Below are 19,125 nucleotides of genomic sequence, written 5' to 3'. Positions count from 1 at the left end.
GGAATAAAATAATGAAAAAATTAGTTCTGATGTTATCGGTGTTGGCTTCCCTGGTGGTCAGCAACTGGGTGTCCGCCAACAACTATGAGGTCATACGCTTCGGTGCTGACCCTAACTACGCGCCTTTTGCCTATAAAGACAATACCGGTACTTTGGTCGGTTTCGAGATTGATATCGGCAACGCCATCTGCGCGCATTTGAAGGTGCGCTGCCAATGGGTCGAAAGCGACTTTGACGGCCTGGTTCCCAGCCTCAGGGCCGGCAAGATCGACGCCATACTGGCGTCGGTAACCGTGACCGAAGCGCGGCGCAAGATCATCGACTTCTCTTCGCAAGTGTTCTCCAGCCCCTCCGCCATGGTGTTCAAGGCCGGCACCGACCTTGGCGACGCCAAGGGCAAGTCCGTGGGCTATTTGCAGGGCAGTACTCAGGAAACCTACGCCAAGCGCGTGTTGGCCCCTAAGGGCATGAAAGTGGTGGCCTACGCCGATCAGGAACAGGTTTACGCCGACCTCGTGGCGGGTCGGCTTAACGCTTCGTTGCAGGACGCCCAACAGGCCCAAAGTGGCTTTTTGCGCTCGCCTCAAGGTGCCGGTTTCGAATTGGGCAAGGTCATAGAAAGCGAGCTGATGCCTTCCATGAGTGCCATTGGCATCGCCAAGGGCAATCAGGCGCTGAAGACTCTGCTGGATCAGGGCCTGGCAGCGCTGCATGCCGATGGCACCTATGCTCGCCTGCAAGAACAGTATTTCCCAGGCGTCGACATGTTCAGCGGCAATTGACCGCCCGTCATCATAACTGGAGGGCGTGGTCATGCTGGAGAACGTTGCGCGCTTTGTCGCGACCCTGGAGGGTTTTGCGCCGTTACTGCTGCAAGGCGTATGGGTGACCCTGAAGCTGGCGCTGCTATCGCTGTTGCTGGGGCTGATCTTCGGTCTGCTCGGGGCGCGTGCCAAGCTGTCACGCGTCAGGGCCTGGCGTGTTTCAGCACAGGTCTACACCACCCTGATCCGCGGGGTGCCGGACCTGGTGTTGATGCTGCTGATCTTTTACGGCGTACAAACCGGTGTGAGCCGCCTGACGGCTGTGATGGGCTGGGCCTACCTCGAAATTGACCCTTTGACTGCGGGCGTACTGACCCTGGGGTATATCTACGGTGCTTATTTTACCGAGACCTTTCGTGGCGCATTGTTGGCGGTGCCACGTGGGCAGGCACAGGCGGCCAAAGCGCTGGGTATGAAGCCCAGCCAAAGTTTCATCTACATAACCTTTCCACAGATGATGCGCTTCGCCTTGCCGGGGCTGGGCAATAACTGGATGGTCTTGCTCAAGGCTACCGCGTTGGTGTCGATTATCGGTTTGGCAGACTTGATCAAGGTGGCTCAGGTGGCTGGCAAAAGCAGCCAGCAGCTATTGAGCTTTCTATTGCTGGCGGGCTTTATTTATCTGCTCCTCAGCAGCGCCTCCAATGCGGTGCTGCGCTGGCTTGAGCGTCGTTATGGCGGTGCAGGGCAGGAGGCGCCGCGATGATTGAACTGATACAGGAATATTGGCGGCCGTTTCTCTATTCCGACGGTCAGCAAATCACCGGCCTGGCCATGACGCTGTGGCTCACCAGTGCTTCGTTATGCCTTGGGCTGCTGGTGGCATTGCCGTTGTCCATTGCCCGGGTTTCAACCCGCTCGTGGGTGCGTTGGCCGGTGCAGAGCTTCACTTATCTGTTTCGCGGAACGCCGCTCTATGTCCAGTTGCTGGTTTGTTATACCGGCCTATACAGCCTGGCAGCTGTACGCGAACAGCCACTTCTGGACGCTTTTTTCCGTGATGCCTTGAACTGCACACTGCTGGCCTTTGCCCTTAACACGGGCGCCTACACCACCGAAATCCTCGCCGGTGCCATCCGCTCCATGCCGCGCGGTGAAGTGGAGGCCGCCAGGGCGTTAGGGTTCGATGGCTGGAAGCTCTACACCTATCTGATCATGCCGTCGGCCCTGCGCCGCGCATTGCCGTACTACAGCAATGAGGTGATTTTCATGCTGCACTCCACCACGCTGGCGTTCACCGCCACGGTCCCCGATGTGCTGAAAGTGGCCAGGGATGCCAATGCCGCGACCTTTCTGACGTTCGAGTCCTTCGGCATCGCCGCGGCTATTTATCTATGCATCACCTTCGCTCTGGTCGGCCTTTTTCACCTGGCCGAGAAGCGTTGGCTGAGATTTCTAGACCCAAGCCGATAGGAGGTCGCCATGTATGAACGCGTGCATCAACTGCCAGTAACCGTGCCGGGTACGACGCGGCAGATCCATAGTTTTCACTACGGCCCGGCCGATGGCGTGGGCAAAGTCTATATCCAGTCTTCCCTGCATGCCGATGAACTGCCGGGGATGTTGGTGGTGTGGCATCTCAAGCGGAGGTTGTTGCGATTGGAGGCTGCGGGCCTGTTACGTGGTGCGGTGGTGCTGGTGCCGGTGGCCAACCCCATGGGCCTGGAGCAAGTGTTGATGGACGTGCCTCAAGGCCGTTTCGATTACGACAGCCGGGAGAACTTCAATCGGCACTTCCTTGATGTCAGCCGGCAGGTGGGTGATGCCGTCGAGGCACTGCTGACCGATGACCCTGAGGAAAACTTGCGGTTGATTCGTTCGGTGCTGGTTCGCGTGCTCACCAGCCAAGTGCCTGCCAACCAGGTACAGGCCATGCGCCTGACGCTTCAGCGCCTGGCCTGCGATGCCGATATCGTGCTCGACTTGCATTGTGATTTCGAGGCCGTGCAGCATCTGTATGCGTCGCCGGTTTGCTGGCCACAAGTGGAACCCCTGGCCCGTTACCTGGGGGCACAGGCGTGCTTTATGGCGACAGACGCCGGTGGGCAGTCCTTCGATGAGTGCTTCAGCTTGTTTTGGCAGCAGATAGAGGCGCGCTTCCCGCAACGTGTGGCGCCGCCCGGTTTTGCCGTGACGCTGGAACTGCGAGGTGTGGCCGACGTGAGTTATGAGCTGGCCGAACAGGATTGCCAGGCTTTGATTGACTACCTTACGCACGCGGGCGTCATCGAGGGCCAGGCACCTGAGTTGCCGCCTTTATTGAACCCGCCCACGCCGCTGGCCGGCGTTGAGCCCGTCGTCAGCCCGGTGGGCGGCTTGATCGTATTTTGTGCCAAGGTCGGGGATTATTTGAGCGCGGGTCAAGTCGTGGCGCACATCATTGACCCGATCAGCGACAGCGTGACGGCCATTGCCTGTACTCGGGAAGGTTTGCTGTATGTGCGATCACTAAGACGCATGGCCATCAGCGGCATGACGATTGCGCATGTTGCAGGTGCAACGGCCTACCGACAGGGCTACCTGTTGTCGCCCTGAGGCGCGATGGGGTCGGGCAAGGGCGAGAAGGGCGAACGCCCATCGGCACTCTGCAATTCCTGCAGGTAATTGCGGAAGATCTGGCCCAGTACCTGGGTGGCCACTTCCAATTCATCGCGCTGCATGTGCTCGGCGACTTCGTCGGCCGTGTCCAGTGCGTCCTCGGCGCCGTTGACCGCCGCCATTTTCAGCACGATGTACGCCTGAACGTTATTGGCCGGCACGCCTTCGCCTTTGAAGAACATGTTGCCCAGCTGGAATTGCGCCTGGGCATGGCCCTGCAACGAAGCCTTCTCGAAGTAGCTCAGGGCTTTGTTGAGGTCGCGGGCAGGGTTTTTGTCGTCGTGGAAGTACTCGCCCAACTCGTATTGCGCCTGCGCATCCCCACCGTCGGCCTGTTTCTGGCACGCGCTCAGCGCTTCGGCCTGGCTGTCTGGCTGGGTATTGAGGGTGCAACGACCCATCGCTGGGATTAACAACGAGTTGCCGCCTGCCTGGGCATGTGCCAGCAGCGGCTGAAGGAGCAACAGGCAGCCCAGAACCAGGGTGCGGCCGGTGCGTTTCATGGGAATCGACTTACCTCTGACGGGGCACGCGGACCCTCGGGGGAGTCCAATAAGCGCGCATTATGAAATAAGCAGGCCCCTGCTTACAAAGTCTTTACTCGTTTTTCTGCTGCGTAGGCAAGTTATCTGCCGGATTGCAGGTAATTTCTCGAAAAAAGCAGGAAATCTCTGTAGGCAAAGTAGCAAATCTGACGCTGCGAGGGGCAACGTCAGATGTGTGTGTCCCTTAATTCGGGGCTTACTTCAAGGCTGCGAAAGCGCGCTCGGCAGCATCCAGGGTCAGTTTCAACTCGGCTTCGCCATGGGCGATCGAGGTGAAACCCGCTTCAAAAGCGCTCGGTGCCAGGTAAACGCCGCCTTCGAGCATCAAATGGAAGAAGCGCTTGAACAAGTCGGCATCGCTGCCCATCACGTCATCAAAGGTGACGATATCGTCGGCGCCGCTGAAGTACAGGCCGAACATGCCACCCGCTTGCGTGGTCACGAACGGGATGCCAGCGGCATCGGCGCGCTGTTGCAGGCCATCGAGCAGGCGCGTGGTGTAGCCGGTCAGCTCGGCGTGGAAACCCGGGCGGCTGATCAGGCGCAGGGTGGTCAGGCCGGCAGCCATGGCCAACGGGTTACCCGACAAGGTGCCCGCCTGGTACACCGGGCCCAGCGGCGCGATGTGCTGCATGATGTCGCGTTTGCCGCCGAAGCAGCCCACGGGCATGCCGCCGCCGATGATCTTGCCGAAGGTGCTCAGGTCCGGCGTGACGCCGTAATAAGCCTGGGCGCCGCCGAGGGCCACGCGGAAACCGGTCATCACTTCGTCGAAAATCAGCACCACGCCGTGCTTGTCGCACTGCTCGCGCAAACCTTCCAGAAAGCCCGGTGCCGGTGGCACGCAGTTCATGTTGCCGGCTACCGGCTCGACGATGATGCACGCCACGTCCTGGCCGACTTCGCTGAGCATCTGCTCAACGGCCGCAATGTCGTTGAACGGCAGGGTCAGGGTGTGTTTGGCAAACGCGGCCGGCACACCGGCCGAGCTTGGCACGCCTTGGGTCAGCAGGCCGGAACCGGCTTTTACCAGCAGGCTGTCGGAGTGGCCGTGGTAGCAGCCTTCAAATTTGATGATGCTGTCGCGGCCGGTGAAACCACGGGCCAGGCGGATTGCGCTCATGGTGGCTTCGGTGCCGGAGCTGACCATGCGCACCATTTCCATCGACGGCACGATTGAGCACACCAGGTCCGCCATCTCGGTTTCCATGGCGGTTGGCGCGCCGTAGGAGAGGCCGTGTTGCAGCTGCTGGCGCACGGCGTCGAGCACGTCCGGGTGGCTGTGGCCGAGGATCATCGGCCCCCAGGAACCGACGTAGTCAACGTAGCGCTTGTCATCTTCGTCGGTGACGTAGGCGCCTTCGGCATGCTTGAAGAACAACGGTGTGCCGCCGACGCTCTTGAACGCACGCACGGGGGAGTTCACACCGCCGGGGATGTGTTTTTGGGCATTGGCAAACAGGGTTTCGGAACGGGACATGATCGGGCTCTCTACACTTAAACTTTAAGAAGGGCGTTGAAGGCGCGGGCGCGGCGCGTGACTTCCTGGGTGCTGTCGGCACCGAACAGGCCGTGCACCACGGCGAGCAGGTCGGCACCGTGGGCCACCAGGGGGTCGGCGTTCTCCAGGGTGACGCCGCCGATCACGCAGATCGGCAGGTGAAGGCGCGTGCGGGCCTGGGCCAGCATGTCGAGCGTGGCGGCCGGCGCGCCGGGCTTGGTGTTGGAATTGAAAAAACGACCGAAGGCGACGTAGCTCGCGCCTTCCTTGGCGGCCTGCTCGGCCAGTTCGATCTGGCTGTGGCAGGTGGCGCCGATGATGGCTTTGGAACCGAGCAATGCACGGGCCGGGGTCAGTGGGCCGTCGGTTTGGCCCAGGTGCACGCCGACGCCCAGGCGCGCGGCCAACTCGGCGTCATCATTGATGATCAACTGGGTCTTGTAGCGTGAGCACAGCTCGCGCAGTTTCTCGGCCTCACGCAGGCGCCGGGCTTCGTCGCTGCTTTTGTCGCGGTACTGCAACAGGGTCACGCCACCGTCCAGCGCCGCTTCGACGTAGGCAAGGAATTTGCCGGCCAACAGTTGGCTGTCGGTAATGGCGTAAAGGCCACGTAGTTTCATCGAGCAGGCCTCTTGTGCGGTTAAGAGCAGAAATCCAGCGGCAAACGGCGCGGCACGAACTGGCCCTGGCCGAGTTGTTCGGCATCACGCAGGGTGCGCCAAGTGTAGTTGAGCGAAGATTGCACCGCGCTGGCCAGGCTTTCGCCCTGGGCGATCCTGCCGGCCAAGGCGCTGGCCAGCGTGCAGCCCGAACCGTGATAGCTGCCGGGCAGGCGCTGGCAGGTAAAGGTCTGGCGCGTGCCGTCGCGGCTGTACAGGCGGTTGTGCACTTCATGCTCGTCGCCGTGGCCGCCGGTGATCAGCAGATGCTTTACAAACGGCAGCAGCTTCTCGGCGCATTCGTCCGCCGTACCCTCGGGCAATTCGGCGAGGATGCGCGCTTCCGGCAGGTTCGGCGTGGCGATCAGCGACAGCGGCAACAGCCGCTCACGCATGGCGTAGCCGACTTCGTCCTTGCCCAGGCTGCCGCCGCCACCGGCACGCAGCACCGGGTCGCAGACCACCGGCAGGTGCGGGTGCGCCTGCAGCAGCTCGACCACGGTGTCGACCATCGCGGTGGAACCGAGCATGCCCAGCTTCACCGCCGCGACTTCGGAGTCGCTGAGCACGGCATTGGCCTGGGCCAGCACCCACTCGCGGTCGAGCACGCGGAAATCGCTGACATTGACGGTGTTCTGCACGGTCAGGGCGGTGACGGCGGGGGCCGCATGACAGCCTTGGGCGAGCAGGGCTTCGATATCTGCCTGCAAGCCGGCGCCACCACTGGGGTCGTGGCCGGAGAGACAGAGGACAACAGGGCGAGAGCTGTAGATATTCATGGTGCGCGAGCTTACCACCAATCGCTTTTTGCGTGGCTGTCGGGCGAGCGGGGAATTTCACCCTGTGTTTATGGCTGTTGGTTCGCCATTTTTATTCAATAAACTCTCTGAAAGCGCCGTTCTAGAGCCTTTCAAAAAATTATTTCAATGGTGTCCAATGGCCTCTAGCGGCTATGCTAAAGTGGATCCAAACAACTTAATGTATCGCCGGTATACGTCTACTCAAAAGGAATGGGGGGCTTTTGACATAACCGGACAGGCCACGCTGGGGCTCTATGCGCTATTTGCTGATCTTTTTATTGTGCGGGCTGCCGATGCTCGCCGGCGCCATCGAGTTCAACCCGGACACTCGAAGCCTGCCGCTGGGCCGCGTCATGCAAGTACTCGAAGACCCAACCGACGCCCTCACCATCGCCGATGTCAGTGCTCCCGCCTACGCCGCCCAATTCAAAACCCATGACAAAACCACTCTCAACGCCGGCTATTCACGCTCGGTGTTCTGGCTCAAGGTCGACCTGCATTACACCGCCACTGACCCCCGAGCCCCGCGCACCTGGTTTCTGGAGTTGGCGTACCCGCCGCTTAACGAACTCGATCTTTACCAGCGCGACAGCACCGGCAATTACCGCCTGACCAGCCGCACGGGCAGCAGCCTGGCGTTTTCCAGCCGTGAAGTGCGCCAGGCCAACTACCTGTTCAAGCTCAATTTCGTGCCCGACCAGCAGCAAACCGTGTACCTGCGCCTGCAAAGCCAAGGCTCGATCCAGGCACCGCTGACGCTCTGGTCCGCCACCGCGTACATGGAGCAGCAGCCTCTGCGCCTGTATGTGTTGGGGGCGATCTATGGTGTGTTGCTCGGGATGCTGGTCTACAACCTGTTCATCTATTTGAGCGTGCGCGACACCAGCTACCTGTATTACATCCTTTATATCGCCTCGTTTGGCCTGTACCAACTGTCGGTCAACGGCGTAGCGGTAGAGTATTTCTGGCCGAACAACCCATGGTGGGCGAACGCGGCGGTGCCGTTCCTGATCGGCTCGGCGGCGTTGTTCGGCAGCTTGTTCGCGCGCAGTTTCCTGCACACCGCGCAGCACAGCCGCTGGCTTGATCGGGTTTTACTGGCGCTGGCAGCGGCCGGCGCGTTGGTCATGGTGCTGGCACTGCTGACCAGCTACGCCGTGGCCCTGCGGCTGGCCACGGGGTTGGCGCTGGTGTTTACCGTGACCATCTTTGTGGCCGCCATCAAGGCCTGGTATTGCGGCCAGCGCATGGCGCGTTACTTCATCATCGCCTGGTCGGCATTCCTGCTGGGCGGGGTAGTCAATACCCTGATGGTGTTGGGCTACCTGCCAAATATGTTCCTCACCATGTACGCCAGCCAGCTCGGCTCGGCCATCGAAGTGGCGCTGTTGTCCCTGGCCCTGGCGGACCGCATCAACGGCATGCGTGAGCAACAGGCGCAGATCCTGTTTGACGCCAGCCAGAAGCTTGAAGTGCTCAATCAGCAATTGGCACGCAGTAACCGCCTTAAAGATGAGTTCCTCGCCACGCTGACCCACGAGTTGCGCACCCCAATGAACGGTGTGATCGGCTCGTTAGAGCTGATGCAAACCGTGCCGCTGGACGACGACCTTACCCAATACCAGCAAACCGCCGCCGGTTCGGCGCGGGACATGATGCGCATGGTCAACGGCATTCTCACCCTGACCGAATTGCAAGCCGGGCGCCTCACCGCCCAGCCCCAGGTCTTCAGCCTGCGCGGCACCCTCGACACCTTGCGCCAGCAATTCACCGCCAGCGCCAAGAGCAAAGGCCTGGCGTTTTCCATCGACGTGGCCGATGAACTGCCGGACCGGATGATCGGCGATGCCGGCAAACTTACCCAGTGCCTGGACTGCCTGCTCGACAATGCCTTCAAGTTCACCCACGAAGGCGCGGTGCGCGTGCGTGTGGTAGGTGTGCCCCACAGTGACGGCGAGCTGCGCCTGAGCTTTATTGTGACCGACAGCGGCATCGGCTTCGCTTTCCTCGACGAGGCTACGCTGTATCAGCGCTTCTTCCAGGTCGACGGTTCGATGACCCGCGAATACGGCGGCCTGGGCATCGGCCTGGCGATTTGCCGGCAGCTGATAGAACTGCTCGGTGGGCGTTTGACCCATCATTCCGAACTTAGCAAGGGCAGCCGCTTTCAGCTGGACATCAGCGTCGACGCGGTGCCGCCCGAGCCCAAACCGGCAACGCACAAACCCCATGCGCAACGAGCGCCCCAGGAGTGCACCGTGCTGTTGGTGGACGACAACAGCGTCGGCCAATTGGCGGTACGCGGCATGCTGCTCAAACTGGGTTACCGGGTGAAAACCGTGGATAACGGCCCGGCCGCCTTGGCGCTCTTGCAGGACGATACGTTTGAAGCGGTGCTGCTGGATGTGTCTGAAGGCGGCTTCTCGTTGTGCTGTCAGATTCGTGCGCTACCCGGCTGCGGCGAACTGCCGGTGATTGCCCTGAGCACCTCGCTGCACGCCCCGGATCGCGAACGCTGCCATGGGGTCGGCATCACTGATCGCCTCAGTAAACCCGTGCGTTTCGAGGCGCTGCAAACGGTGCTGGAGCGGCGCCTGCTGTGCCCGTTAGAGGGCGAAAGCGCCGAGCAATCGGCGGGTATGCCACTTTTTTAAGCCCGATGACGGTGCTTAACTGAAATTCAGGCCTCAACTGCACGTGGCCTATTTTCCAGGAGGCCCGTCATGAACCTGCACCCGTTTGCCGAAACCCACGACGTCACCAACCAGCCGCCGTCCCTGGACGGTACCAACCTCTATCGTATCGACCTGCCCTTGCAAGAATGGTCGCGCCGCTTTGGCGCCGGCTGGGCGCAGGCTCGAATCGATGCATATGGTGCGCTGGCGGGCGGGCCATTGATGGCGGCGGGGTTTTTGGCGAACCAGAACAAGCCGGTGTTCAACAGCCATGACCGCTACGGCCATCGCATCGACCTGGTGGAGTTTCATCCGGCTTATCACGAGCTGATGCGCACCGCCATCGAGCATGGCCTGCCATCGCTGCCGTGGGCGCATCCGCAGCCCGGCGCCCATGTGGCCCGCGCCGCCATGACCTACCTGCACAGCCAGGCCGAAGCCGGCAGCGGTTGCCCGCTGACCATGACCTTCGCCTGCGTCCCGGCCCTGCACCTGCAACCGGACCTGGCGCAGACCTGGCTGCCGAAAATCCTCAACACCGAATACGACCCGCGCAACGTCGGCATCGCCCACAAAGCCGGCGCCACCATCGGCATGGCCATGACCGAGAAACAGGGCGGCACCGACGTGCGCGCCAACACCACCCGCGCCTACCCGGTGGGCGCCGGCGGCCCTGGCCAGGCCTATGAGCTGGTCGGGCACAAGTGGTTCTGCTCGGCGCCGATGTGCGATGCGTTCCTCACCCTGGCGCAGACCGACAAGGGGCTGACGTGTTTCCTGCTGCCAAGGCATCGCCCGGATGACACCCGCAACCAGTTCTACATCCAGCGCCTGAAAAACAAACTCGGCAACTGCTCCAACGCCTCCAGCGAAGTGGAGTTCCGTGGCGCCCTGGCCTGGATGGTTGGCGAAGAAGGCCGGGGCGTGCCGACCATTATCGAGATGGTCGCCATGACTCGTTTCGACTGCATGGTCGGCTCCAGCGCCTTGATGCGTCAGGCGTTGACCCAGGCCAGCCATCATTGCGCCCATCGCTCGGTCGGCGGTCGCGTGCTCAGTGAACAACCATTGATGCAAAACGTGCTGGCCGACCTGGCGCTGGAGAGCGAAGCCTCCCTGGCCTTGAGCATGCGCATGGGCCGGGCGCTGGACCATCTGGATAACGAACAGGAAGCCAAATTCGCCCGGCTGGTGACGGCGGTAGGCAAGTATTGGATCTGCAAGCGCGCGCCCGCCATGATCAATGAGGCCGCCGAGTGCATGGGCGGCGCCGGTTATGTCGAGGACAGCATCTTGCCGCGTCTGTACCGTGAGGCGCCGGTGAATTCGACGTGGGAAGGTTCCGGCAATGTGCAGTGCCTGGATGTGCTGCGCGCCTTGTCCAAAGAGCCGGGCGTGCTGGAGGCGTTGTTTGTCGAACTGGGCGATGGGCATGGCGACACGCAACTGGCGGGGCATATCGAGCAATTGAAGTCGGCGTTTATGGATACCCAGGACATCCAGTACCGCGCCCGGCAGTTGACCGAGGACATTGCCGTAGCGTTGCAGGCCAAGCTGTTGCTGGAGGCCGGGAATGCGGTGGTCAGCGATGGGTTTATCGCCAGCCGCCTGGGGGCGTCGTCCGGCCGGGTGTACGGCACCTTGCCGCGCGGGGTGGATGTGGCGGCGATCGTTACCCGTTCAACTCCACAATCCCTCTGATTGAACACGGTCAAAATGTGGGAGCTGGCTTGCCTGCGATGGCGGTGTATCAGTCACTGAGTACTTGGCTGATACACCGCCATCGCAGGCAAGCCAGCTCCCACCTTTAAAAGCAGCATTCCAATTCCGGTGTTTCAGTGAGCCTGGGATACAGGCAAGATAAAGGCCTGCAAGTCAGAACACAGGATGCTTACCGTGACCGAAGCTTTTGTTGTCGTTCAAACCGCCGAAGAAGCCGTGGACCGGCTGGCCGCTCTGCATGAGCGCGCTACCGGTGCGCTTAATCAAGCCCTCAAGCAATACCTTAAGGACCGCGTCGAGCCGGACGCCGAACAACGCGCGCTGTTTCGCTACCCGGAACTGCGCCTGACCTACCACTGCCACGGCGAAGTCCCACAGACCACCCGCGCATACGCCAAGGTGCAATTGCCGGGAACCTACAGTGTCACCGTCACTCATCCGGCGGCGTTCCGTAAGTACCTGCTGGAGCAACTGGTGCCGTTGATGCATGACTTCACCGTGACGGTGGAAGTCGGCGTGAGCCAGCAGAATATTCCGTACCCGTATGTGGTGGAGCAGGGTGATGAACTGGCTGGCTCCGGCGTTACCGCTGCGACCCTCGCCCGTGTATTCCCCAGCACCGACTTGTCCGCCGCCACCGACGGCATTGCCGATGGCCTCTACGACTGGGAAAACACCGACCCGCTGCCACTGGCGCTGTTCGATGCGGCGCGCGTGGACTTTTCCCTGCGCCGGCTGGTGCACTACACCGGCAGCGACTGGCGTCATGTGCAGCCGTGGATCCTGCTGACCAACTACCACCGCTATGTGGACCAGTTCATCCTGCATGGCCTGGAGCAACTGCGCAGCGACCCGCGGTTTATCCGCATGGTGCTGCCGGGCAACGTGATCATCGACAAGAGCATGGACCACGGCGAAGCCTCGGCCATTGCCGCAGGCGTGGTGTGGCACCGTTACCAGATGCCGGCCTACCACCTGCAGGCCACTGATGGCCACGGCGTGACTCTGGTGAACATCGGCGTTGGCCCGTCGAACGCCAAGAACATCACCGACCACCTGGCCGTGTTGCGCCCGCACTGCTGGCTGATGATCGGCCATTGCGGCGGCCTGCGCCAATCCCAGACCATCGGCGACTACGTATTGGCTCACGCGTATATGCGTCGCGACGGGATTCTCGACCGCGTCGTGCCGCCGAACATCCCGATCCCGGCGCTGGCCGAAGTGCAGATGGCCCTGCAGCAAGCCGCTGCCAATGTCACCGGCGAAAAAGGCGAAGAGCTTAAAAAGCGCCTGCGCACCGGCACTGTGCTGACCTACGACGACCGCAACTGGGAACTGCGCTGGGCGCAAGAACGGCCGCTGATCAACCTGTCCCGCGCGGTGGCGGTGGACATGGAAAGCGGCACCATCGCGGCCCAAGGTTATCGCCTGCGTGTGCCATACGGCACCTTGCTGTGTGTTTCGGACAAACCGCTGCACAGCGAGATCAAGCTGCCGGGTTCGGCCAACGCGTTTTATGAGCGTGCGGTCAGCCAGCACTTGAAAATCGGCATCGAGGCGGTGGATCTGTTGCGCACCGAACTCAACTCGCTGCACTCGCGCAAACTGCGCAGCTTCGACGAACCGCCGTTCCGCTAAGCGGTTGGGATGGTCATTTAGCGGTCAGGCCACTAGCATTGTCGGTCCTGACCGTTAGATGTTCCTTTGCCATGTCCCGTCCTACCCGCCCCGATGCGCGCCGCCCTGGCGTGAAACCCCCGAACTCCGCAGCACGGCGTGTCGCCAAGGCGCCACCGGCCGAGCCGAAGTTGATCCTGTTCAATAAACCCTTCGACGTGCTGACCCAATTCAGCGACGAAGGCGGGCGCGCGACCCTCAAGGACTTTATCGATATCCCCGGCATCTACCCGGCCGGGCGGCTGGACCGTGACAGCGAAGGCCTGCTGCTGCTGACCAACGATGGCCAGCTACAGGCGCGCATTGCCGACCCCAAGCACAAGCTGGCGAAAACCTACTGGGTGCAAGTTGAAGGCGAGCCCACCGAAGAACAGCTGCAACGCCTGCGTGACGGCGTAGAGCTGAATGACGGCATGACCTTGCCTGCCCAAGCGCGGCAGTTGGACGAACCCGAACTGTGGCCACGCAACCCGCCGGTGCGCTTTCGCAAAAGCGTGCCGACGCACTGGCTGGAGCTGGTCATCCGTGAGGGGCGTAACCGCCAGGTGCGGCGCATGACTGCGGCGGTGGGCTTGCCGACCTTGCGCCTGGTGCGTGTGCGTATTGGTGACTGGTCGATCGATGGCCTGGACCAAGGCCAGTGGAAGGCAGTGCCGGCGCGTTTATAAAGCGCCGGACTCGATCAGCCCGATCACCACGCTTTTGATGATGAACGCGGCCACGCCCAGGCCCAGCACGAAAAACAGGATAAACGACCCAAAGCGCCCGGCCTTGGATTTTTTCGCCAGGTCCCAGACGATAAAGCCCATGAAGATGATCAGGATCGTGACCAGGCCGGTCATCATCCATTCTTCAAAGAGGGCGGGGTCGATGTTGTTCATGGGGATTTTTCCGACAGGGCAGGCGGCAAGTATAAGGCAGCGTCAAAGGTACAACATTGATCTGGATCGAAGTGCAATCCAAATGTGGGAGCGGGCTTGCTCGCGAATGCAGTTTATCAGTCACATCTTCAATAACTGACAGACCGCATTCGCGAGCAAGCCCGCTCCCACAGGGTTTATGCATCGCTCCTGAGGTCAAGTACGCAGATGCGTCAAAGGTAACTCGGTGCTGTTGAGCACCTGGTTCAGCACAAAGCTCGACCTTACGCTGGTCACGCCTTCAATCCGGGTCAGATGCCCCAGCAGCAATTTCTGGTAGTGGTCCATGTCCGGCACCACCACTTTCAACTGATAGTCCGCATCCATCCCGGTGACCAAACTGCACTCCAGCACTTGCGGCAGGGTGCGGATCGCCGCTTCGAAATTCTCGAAACGCTCAGGCGTGTGACGGTCCATGCCGATCAGTACATAGGCCGTAAGGCTCAAGCCCAGCATCTTGCGGTCGAGCAGAGCGACCTGACGCGCAATATAACCGTCGTCTTCCAACTGCTTGACCCGGCGTGAGCACGGCGACGGCGACAGGCCGATGCGTTCGGCCAACTCCTGGTTGGAGATCCTCGCGTCGCGCTGCAATTCCGCCAAAATACTCAGGTCGTATCGGTCAAGCTTGCTCATTGGGTTGGCCTTTGTCGTAACTATTGCGGTGAATTATCCATGAAGGGTTAAAAATTGCGCAAGCACTGTTTATTGACGCAATCTTCGCAATCATCTGTCGGGCGTTGGCCTGTATCTTTATCAACAGAATCACCGCCTGGACAACAGTCCATTGCAGCTCGCCCAATCAGGCCTGCTGCGGCCGCCGCCCCAGCAGGGTTGAGCCGGCCTCCAGGCTGCACACTGTCCACAAGACGGCGTGAGGTGAGCCAACGTCAAAAGCGTTGAGCCAGGACGAAATTCTCAAGGGGTGGCCGACGGGTCGCCCCTTTTTCTTTGTCTGCGCGTTTACCTCAAAAAATACTTCTCGTGACTGATAACCTGTCTCAGAACCGGGTGAGGCTTTTCCAGTCTCATGCAGTAAGGCCGGACACTCCAGGCCCTAATCCGCAGTGAGGAATAGCATGAAGCGCATCTGGCGTATGGCAGGTGTAGGTTTGCTGATGGTCAGCGTCGGCACACAGGTAATGGCCGACGACCCGCGCTATGAAGGCGGTGGTCAGCATGAAAGAGGCCCGGAAGGCGGGCGTGGCAATGAACAGGCGCGCCCGCAAAATAACCCACCGCGCCCACAGAACACTCAACCGCGTCCGGAAAACAACCCACCGCGCCCGCAGAACCCGCATTTTGATCGCGCCGAGCAACAGCAGCACGGCGGTGGGCAGTGGCAAGGTCGGCCGCAAAATAACGAGCAACCGCGGCCGGCACCGCAACCTGCGAACAACCTGCCGATCCAGGGCCGCCCGGACACGGTGCGGCAAACCCAGGAACCGCGCCAGGGCTACTATCAGGACATCCCGCGCCGTAACGATGGCAACCAGCACTGGCAGGCCGGCAATGGCCCAGGCCCGCGTCCGGGCGGCGGCTTTAATAACGGGCACCCCAATGACAACCGCTGGCCGGGCCGCCCTTCAGGGCACGGCAATGGCTGGGGGCCAGGTCCGCAGTATCGCCCGGGTTACATGGTCGACCGTTTCCCCGACCGCAATTACCGCGTGCCTTACCGTGGCCAGGATTACTTCTTCTCCGGCGGCTACTGGTATCGCCCGCAGGGCCCGCGCTATGTGGTGGTGACGCCGCCCTACGGGATCCGCGTGCAATACCTGCCGGACTACGCACGGGAAGTGTGGGTGGGCAGCGCGTTGTTCTTCCTCGCGGCGGGTTCCTACTACACCTATGAAAACGCTACCCAGCAATACGTCGTGGTGCAACCGCCGACCGAAGTGCCGGCGCCACAACCCGCGCCGCAGGGCAACGGCTATGACGTGGTGGCCTACCCGGCCAACGGCCAGTCACCGGCCCAGGTGCAGCAGGACGGCTACGACTGTTATCGCTGGGCGGTGCAGCAAAGCGGTTTCGACCCACGCACCGTCACCTACGCACCGGACCCGGCGGTGGTGCAAACCTACCGCCAGGCCCAGGGCAACTGCCTGACCAGTCGCGGCTATCAGGTGCAGTACTAGGTTTTGTTGCCCGTCACCACTTCCCGCGGGTCGGCGTGCACCAGCACTTCGGCACGCGGGTAAGCCTTGTGAATGGCATCGGCGGCCTGGTCGCTGATGCCGTGGGCCACTGACAGGGTCAATTCCCCCGGCAACTCCAAATGCAACTGCACAAACCAGTGGCTGCCGGAAATACGCGTGCGCAAATCATGCGCACCCAGCACGCCCGGTACATTGCGCGCCAACTCCAGCATGTGCTGGCTGACATCCGGCGGCAGTTCCTCATCCATCAGCACGGCAAAGCTCTCGCGGGCGATCTGGATCGCGCTCCACAGGATATACGCGGCAATACCGAGGCCGAACCACGCATCCACCTGATGAAAGCCAAAACCTGCCAACACCAGTGCCACCAAAATACTGCCGTTGAGCATCAAGTCGGAGCGGTAGTGCAGGGAGTCGGCGCGCACGGCGTTGGAGCCGGTTTCGCGTATCACCCGGTGTTGCAGCATCAGCAGCGCCACGGTCATCACCAGTGAAAACACGATGACGCCAATGCTCAGCCACGGCGCGCCAACCGGTTCCGGGTGCTGCAAACGCTGGTACGCCTGGAAGGCGATCAACACCGCACTGCCGGCGATAAACAACGCCTGGGCCATGCCCGACAGCGATTCGGCCTTGCCATGCCCATAACGGTGATCGTCATCGGCCGGGCGCAGCGCGTAATGCACCGCGAGCAGGTTCAACAGCGACGTCACGCCGTCGAGCAGCGAATCGGTCAACCCGGCGAGCATGCTCACCGAGCCGCTGAACCACCAGGCGATGGCCTTGGTGATAATCAGCGCACAGGCCACGCCCACCGAGGCGCGGGTGGCCAGGCGCAGGAGCCTGGCGTGTTCGGGGCTGCTGGTCATACGGATCCTTAAGCGGCGGGCTGCAGGCCCAGGGACGCGAGTTGTTGCACGCTACCCTTGAACTGGAGCATGCGCGGATCGTCCAGCGGCAGCTTGCGGCCGGTTTCTTTCTCAATGATGGATTGCAGCTTGGCGTTGTCGACCTTGCCGTCGGCGCCGATGGCTTCGTGCAGTTTTTCCGGCGCGACTTGGGCGGTCTTGCCTGGTTCGTAGTAGATGGCGCCGGTGGCGAAGTCCACGCCAAAGGCGATCAGGCCCGGAATCACATAAAACAGCAGGCCCACGGCGTCGAGCACGGCAATGGCCGGGTCGATTTTGCCGTCGATCTGGCCACGGCGGTCCGGGTAGAAAATCGAGCCGCAGGCCGTCAGTTGGCTCAGCAGGGTGACGGCGAGAACACCGCCGATAACACGGGAAGCGATACGCATAAAATGCTCCTGAACACTTGTGAAAGGTGACTATAAGCCAGATCTACCAGGCGACGATGCTCAAATGTGGGAGCGGGCTTGCTCGCGAATTGCGGTGGGTCAATCAACATATATATCAACTGACAGACTGCATTCGCGAGCAAGCCCGCTCCCCCATTTAACCGTGTTCCCAAGGGGACCGGAGGGTGTTTATGAGACCATCACCGGCATCCGTCAGTTCGCCGTTATACTCGCCGCTCTGCTTTGGAGCCAGTATGAATTCGTTGCCGATTGATGATGTTTTACCCGCCCTGCGTGACGCCTTGGCGAATCGCCATGAGGCCGTGCTGGAAGCGCCGCCCGGTGCCGGTAAAACCACCCGCGTGCCGTTGGCTTTATTAAATGAGCCTTGGCTGGCCGGGCAAACCATCCTGATGCTCGAACCTAGGCGCCTCGCCGCGCGAGCGGCTGCCGAACGCCTGGCCAGTGAGCTGGGTGAAAAAGTCGGTGAAACCGTCGGCTACCGCATCCGCCTGGACAGCAAAGTCGGGCCCAACACCCGCATCGAAGTGGTCACCGAAGGCATTCTCACGCGCCGGCTGCAAGACGACCCGGCACTGGACGGCGTGGGGTTGCTGATTTTTGACGAGTTCCACGAACGCAGCCTCGACGCCGACCTGGCACTGGCCCTGAGCCTCAACGGCCGCGAGCTGTTTCGCGACGAGCAACCGCTGAAAATCCTGCTGATGTCCGCCACCCTCGAAGGCGAGCGCCTGGCGAGTCTGCTGAACGACGCGCCGATCCTGCGCAGCGAAGGGCGCATGTTCCCGGTGCAGATGCGCTGGGGGCGGCCGTACCAGGCCGGTGAGTTTATCGAGCCGCGCGTGGTGCAGACCGTCCTCGACGCGGTGCAGGACCAAACGGGCAGCATTCTGGTGTTTCTGCCCGGGCAGGCCGAGATTCGCCGGGTCAATCAACAACTGGCCGACGCCTTGGGTGATCGCCCTGATGTGCTGCTGTGCCCGTTGCATGGCGAACTCGACCTCAACGCCCAGCGCGCCGCCATCGACCCGGCGCCCGCCGGCAAGCGCAAAGTGGTGCTGGCCACCAACATTGCCGAGACCAGCCTGACCATCAATGGCGTGCGCGTGGTGATCGACGCCGGGCTGGCGCGGGTGCCGCGTTTCGACCCCGGCAGCGGCATGACCCGCCTCGACACCCAACGCATTTCCCGCGCCAGCGCCACCCAGCGAGCCGGCCGGGCAGGGCGCCTGGAACCGGGCGTGTGTTATCGCCTGTGGTCCGAAGACCAGCACGAAGGTTTGGCCGCCTACGGCAGCGCGGAAATCCTCGCCGCCGACCTGGCGGGCCTGGCCTTGCAACTGGCGCGCTGGGGCGTGACGCCCACGCAACTGGTGTGGCTGGACGTGCCGCCGACTGCCGCGTATGCCCAGGCCCAGGATTTGCTGGTGCGCCTTGGCGCGCTGAACGACGACACGCTCACCGCCCATGGCCAGAAAATGGCGGAGTTGCCCGCGCACCCGCGTATCGCCCACTTGTTGCTGCGCGGGCAGGACCTGGGGCTGGCCGCGACCGCTTGTGAGGTGGCGGCCTTATTGGGTGAGCGCGATATCTTGCGCGGCGGCGGTGCGGATTTGCACACTCGCCTGGCATTGATGTCGGGAGAAGAACGCGCGCGTGGCACCCAGGGCGGCGTGCAGCGCGCCAAGCAACTGGCCCGTCAGTACCGGGGCTACTTGCGCGGCCAG

At 61.8% G+C, this 19,125-nt stretch carries 18 protein-coding genes; 10 read left to right on the top strand and 8 right to left on the bottom strand.

What is annotated here, in order from left to right:
- Window positions 1-11: 11 nt before the first annotated feature.
- The 4 genes from BFP92_RS01090 to BFP92_RS01075 are packed head-to-tail and all read left to right on the top strand — an operon-like array spanning window position 12 to window position 3,359.
- Window positions 12-782, top strand: a complete 771-nt coding sequence (locus BFP92_RS01090) for a transporter substrate-binding domain-containing protein (RefSeq protein WP_065911224.1) — start codon at window positions 12-14, stop codon at window positions 780-782.
- 31 nt (window positions 783-813) lie between these two features.
- Window positions 814-1,530, top strand: a complete 717-nt coding sequence (locus BFP92_RS01085) for an ABC transporter permease (protein WP_065911223.1) — start codon at window positions 814-816, stop codon at window positions 1,528-1,530.
- The gene (locus tag BFP92_RS01080) at window positions 1,527-2,237 is read left to right on the top strand and encodes an ABC transporter permease (RefSeq protein ID WP_065911222.1); all 711 of its coding nucleotides are present in this window, start codon (window positions 1,527-1,529) and stop codon (window positions 2,235-2,237) included. Before BFP92_RS01085 ends, BFP92_RS01080 begins: the two co-directional genes overlap by 4 nt.
- A 9-nt stretch (window positions 2,238-2,246) precedes the next feature.
- On the top strand, window positions 2,247-3,359 hold the full coding sequence (locus tag BFP92_RS01075; protein ID WP_065911221.1) for a succinylglutamate desuccinylase/aspartoacylase family protein: 1,113 nt from the start codon (window positions 2,247-2,249) through the stop codon (window positions 3,357-3,359).
- Here BFP92_RS01075 and BFP92_RS01070 read toward each other — a convergent pair.
- From BFP92_RS01070 to BFP92_RS01055, 4 genes are all read right to left on the bottom strand, one after another.
- Window positions 3,341-3,925 (bottom strand): tetratricopeptide repeat protein, encoded by a 585-nt coding sequence (locus BFP92_RS01070; protein ID WP_056861983.1) that lies wholly within the window; start codon window positions 3,923-3,925, stop codon window positions 3,341-3,343. The genes BFP92_RS01075 and BFP92_RS01070 overlap by 19 nt on opposite strands.
- Window positions 3,926-4,163: 238 nt before the next feature.
- Window positions 4,164-5,447 carry a glutamate-1-semialdehyde 2,1-aminomutase gene (hemL, locus tag BFP92_RS01065; RefSeq protein WP_065911220.1) on the bottom strand — a complete coding sequence of 428 codons (1,284 nt, stop codon included), beginning with the start codon at window positions 5,445-5,447 and terminating at the stop codon, window positions 4,164-4,166.
- 17 nt (window positions 5,448-5,464) lie between these two features.
- A complete protein-coding gene (gene thiE / locus BFP92_RS01060) occupies window positions 5,465-6,088 on the bottom strand; it encodes a thiamine phosphate synthase (RefSeq protein WP_065911219.1) in 624 nt (207 codons plus the stop codon).
- A 20-nt stretch (window positions 6,089-6,108) separates the two neighbouring features.
- On the bottom strand, window positions 6,109-6,906 hold the full coding sequence (locus tag BFP92_RS01055) for a hydroxymethylpyrimidine/phosphomethylpyrimidine kinase (protein WP_065911218.1): 798 nt from the start codon (window positions 6,904-6,906) through the stop codon (window positions 6,109-6,111).
- 275 nt (window positions 6,907-7,181) lie between these two features.
- On the opposite strand from BFP92_RS01055, the gene BFP92_RS01050 reads away from it, so the two are divergent.
- The 4 genes from BFP92_RS01050 to BFP92_RS01035 all read left to right on the top strand — a co-directional run bounded on the left by BFP92_RS01050 (window position 7,182) and on the right by BFP92_RS01035 (window position 13,669).
- Window positions 7,182-9,581: a hybrid sensor histidine kinase/response regulator gene (locus BFP92_RS01050; RefSeq protein ID WP_065911217.1), complete on the top strand. Its 2,400-nt coding sequence runs from the start codon at window positions 7,182-7,184 to the stop codon at window positions 9,579-9,581.
- Window positions 9,582-9,650: 69 nt separating this feature from the next.
- A complete protein-coding gene (locus BFP92_RS01045; protein ID WP_065911216.1) occupies window positions 9,651-11,303 on the top strand; it encodes an acyl-CoA dehydrogenase family protein in 1,653 nt (550 codons plus the stop codon).
- A gap of 186 nt (window positions 11,304-11,489) precedes the next feature.
- The gene (gene amn / locus BFP92_RS01040; RefSeq protein WP_162232034.1) at window positions 11,490-12,962 is read left to right on the top strand and encodes an AMP nucleosidase; all 1,473 of its coding nucleotides are present in this window, start codon (window positions 11,490-11,492) and stop codon (window positions 12,960-12,962) included.
- Window positions 12,963-13,033: 71 nt separating this feature from the next.
- Window positions 13,034-13,669: a pseudouridine synthase gene (locus tag BFP92_RS01035; protein ID WP_065911215.1), complete on the top strand. Its 636-nt coding sequence runs from the start codon at window positions 13,034-13,036 to the stop codon at window positions 13,667-13,669.
- Here BFP92_RS01035 and BFP92_RS01030 read toward each other — a convergent pair.
- Both BFP92_RS01030 and BFP92_RS01025 read right to left on the bottom strand, forming a co-directional pair.
- The gene (locus BFP92_RS01030) at window positions 13,664-13,873 is read right to left on the bottom strand and encodes a DUF2788 domain-containing protein (RefSeq protein WP_025999909.1); all 210 of its coding nucleotides are present in this window, start codon (window positions 13,871-13,873) and stop codon (window positions 13,664-13,666) included. The genes BFP92_RS01035 and BFP92_RS01030 overlap by 6 nt on opposite strands.
- 204 nt (window positions 13,874-14,077) lie before the next feature.
- Window positions 14,078-14,557: an Lrp/AsnC family transcriptional regulator gene (locus tag BFP92_RS01025; RefSeq protein ID WP_003194418.1), complete on the bottom strand. Its 480-nt coding sequence runs from the start codon at window positions 14,555-14,557 to the stop codon at window positions 14,078-14,080.
- Between the two features lie 443 nt (window positions 14,558-15,000).
- Between BFP92_RS01025 and BFP92_RS01020 the strand changes: the two genes are divergently transcribed.
- Entirely contained in the window at window positions 15,001-16,059 is a 1,059-nt protein-coding gene (locus BFP92_RS01020) for a DUF6515 family protein (RefSeq protein ID WP_065911214.1), read from the top strand.
- Here BFP92_RS01020 and BFP92_RS01015 read toward each other — a convergent pair.
- Both BFP92_RS01015 and BFP92_RS01010 read right to left on the bottom strand, forming a co-directional pair.
- Window positions 16,056-16,949 (bottom strand): cation diffusion facilitator family transporter, encoded by an 894-nt coding sequence (locus tag BFP92_RS01015; RefSeq protein ID WP_065911213.1) that lies wholly within the window; start codon window positions 16,947-16,949, stop codon window positions 16,056-16,058. The genes BFP92_RS01020 and BFP92_RS01015 overlap by 4 nt on opposite strands.
- An 8-nt stretch (window positions 16,950-16,957) precedes the next feature.
- The gene (locus tag BFP92_RS01010) at window positions 16,958-17,377 is read right to left on the bottom strand and encodes a polyribonucleotide nucleotidyltransferase (RefSeq protein WP_065911212.1); all 420 of its coding nucleotides are present in this window, start codon (window positions 17,375-17,377) and stop codon (window positions 16,958-16,960) included.
- 254 nt (window positions 17,378-17,631) lie between these two features.
- Between BFP92_RS01010 and hrpB the strand changes: the two genes are divergently transcribed.
- Window positions 17,632-19,125, top strand: a 1,494-nt coding sequence (gene hrpB, locus BFP92_RS01005) for an ATP-dependent helicase HrpB (protein WP_065911211.1), incomplete at its 3' end; no start/stop codon positions are given.

Origin of the sequence: Pseudomonas sp. 58 R 3 (genome assembly GCF_900006605.1) — a bacterium.
GTDB lineage: Bacteria > Pseudomonadota > Gammaproteobacteria > Pseudomonadales > Pseudomonadaceae > Aquipseudomonas > Aquipseudomonas salomonii.
Note: the sequence above shows the minus strand (reverse complement) of the source record. Positions and strands in the feature narration are given on the sequence as shown.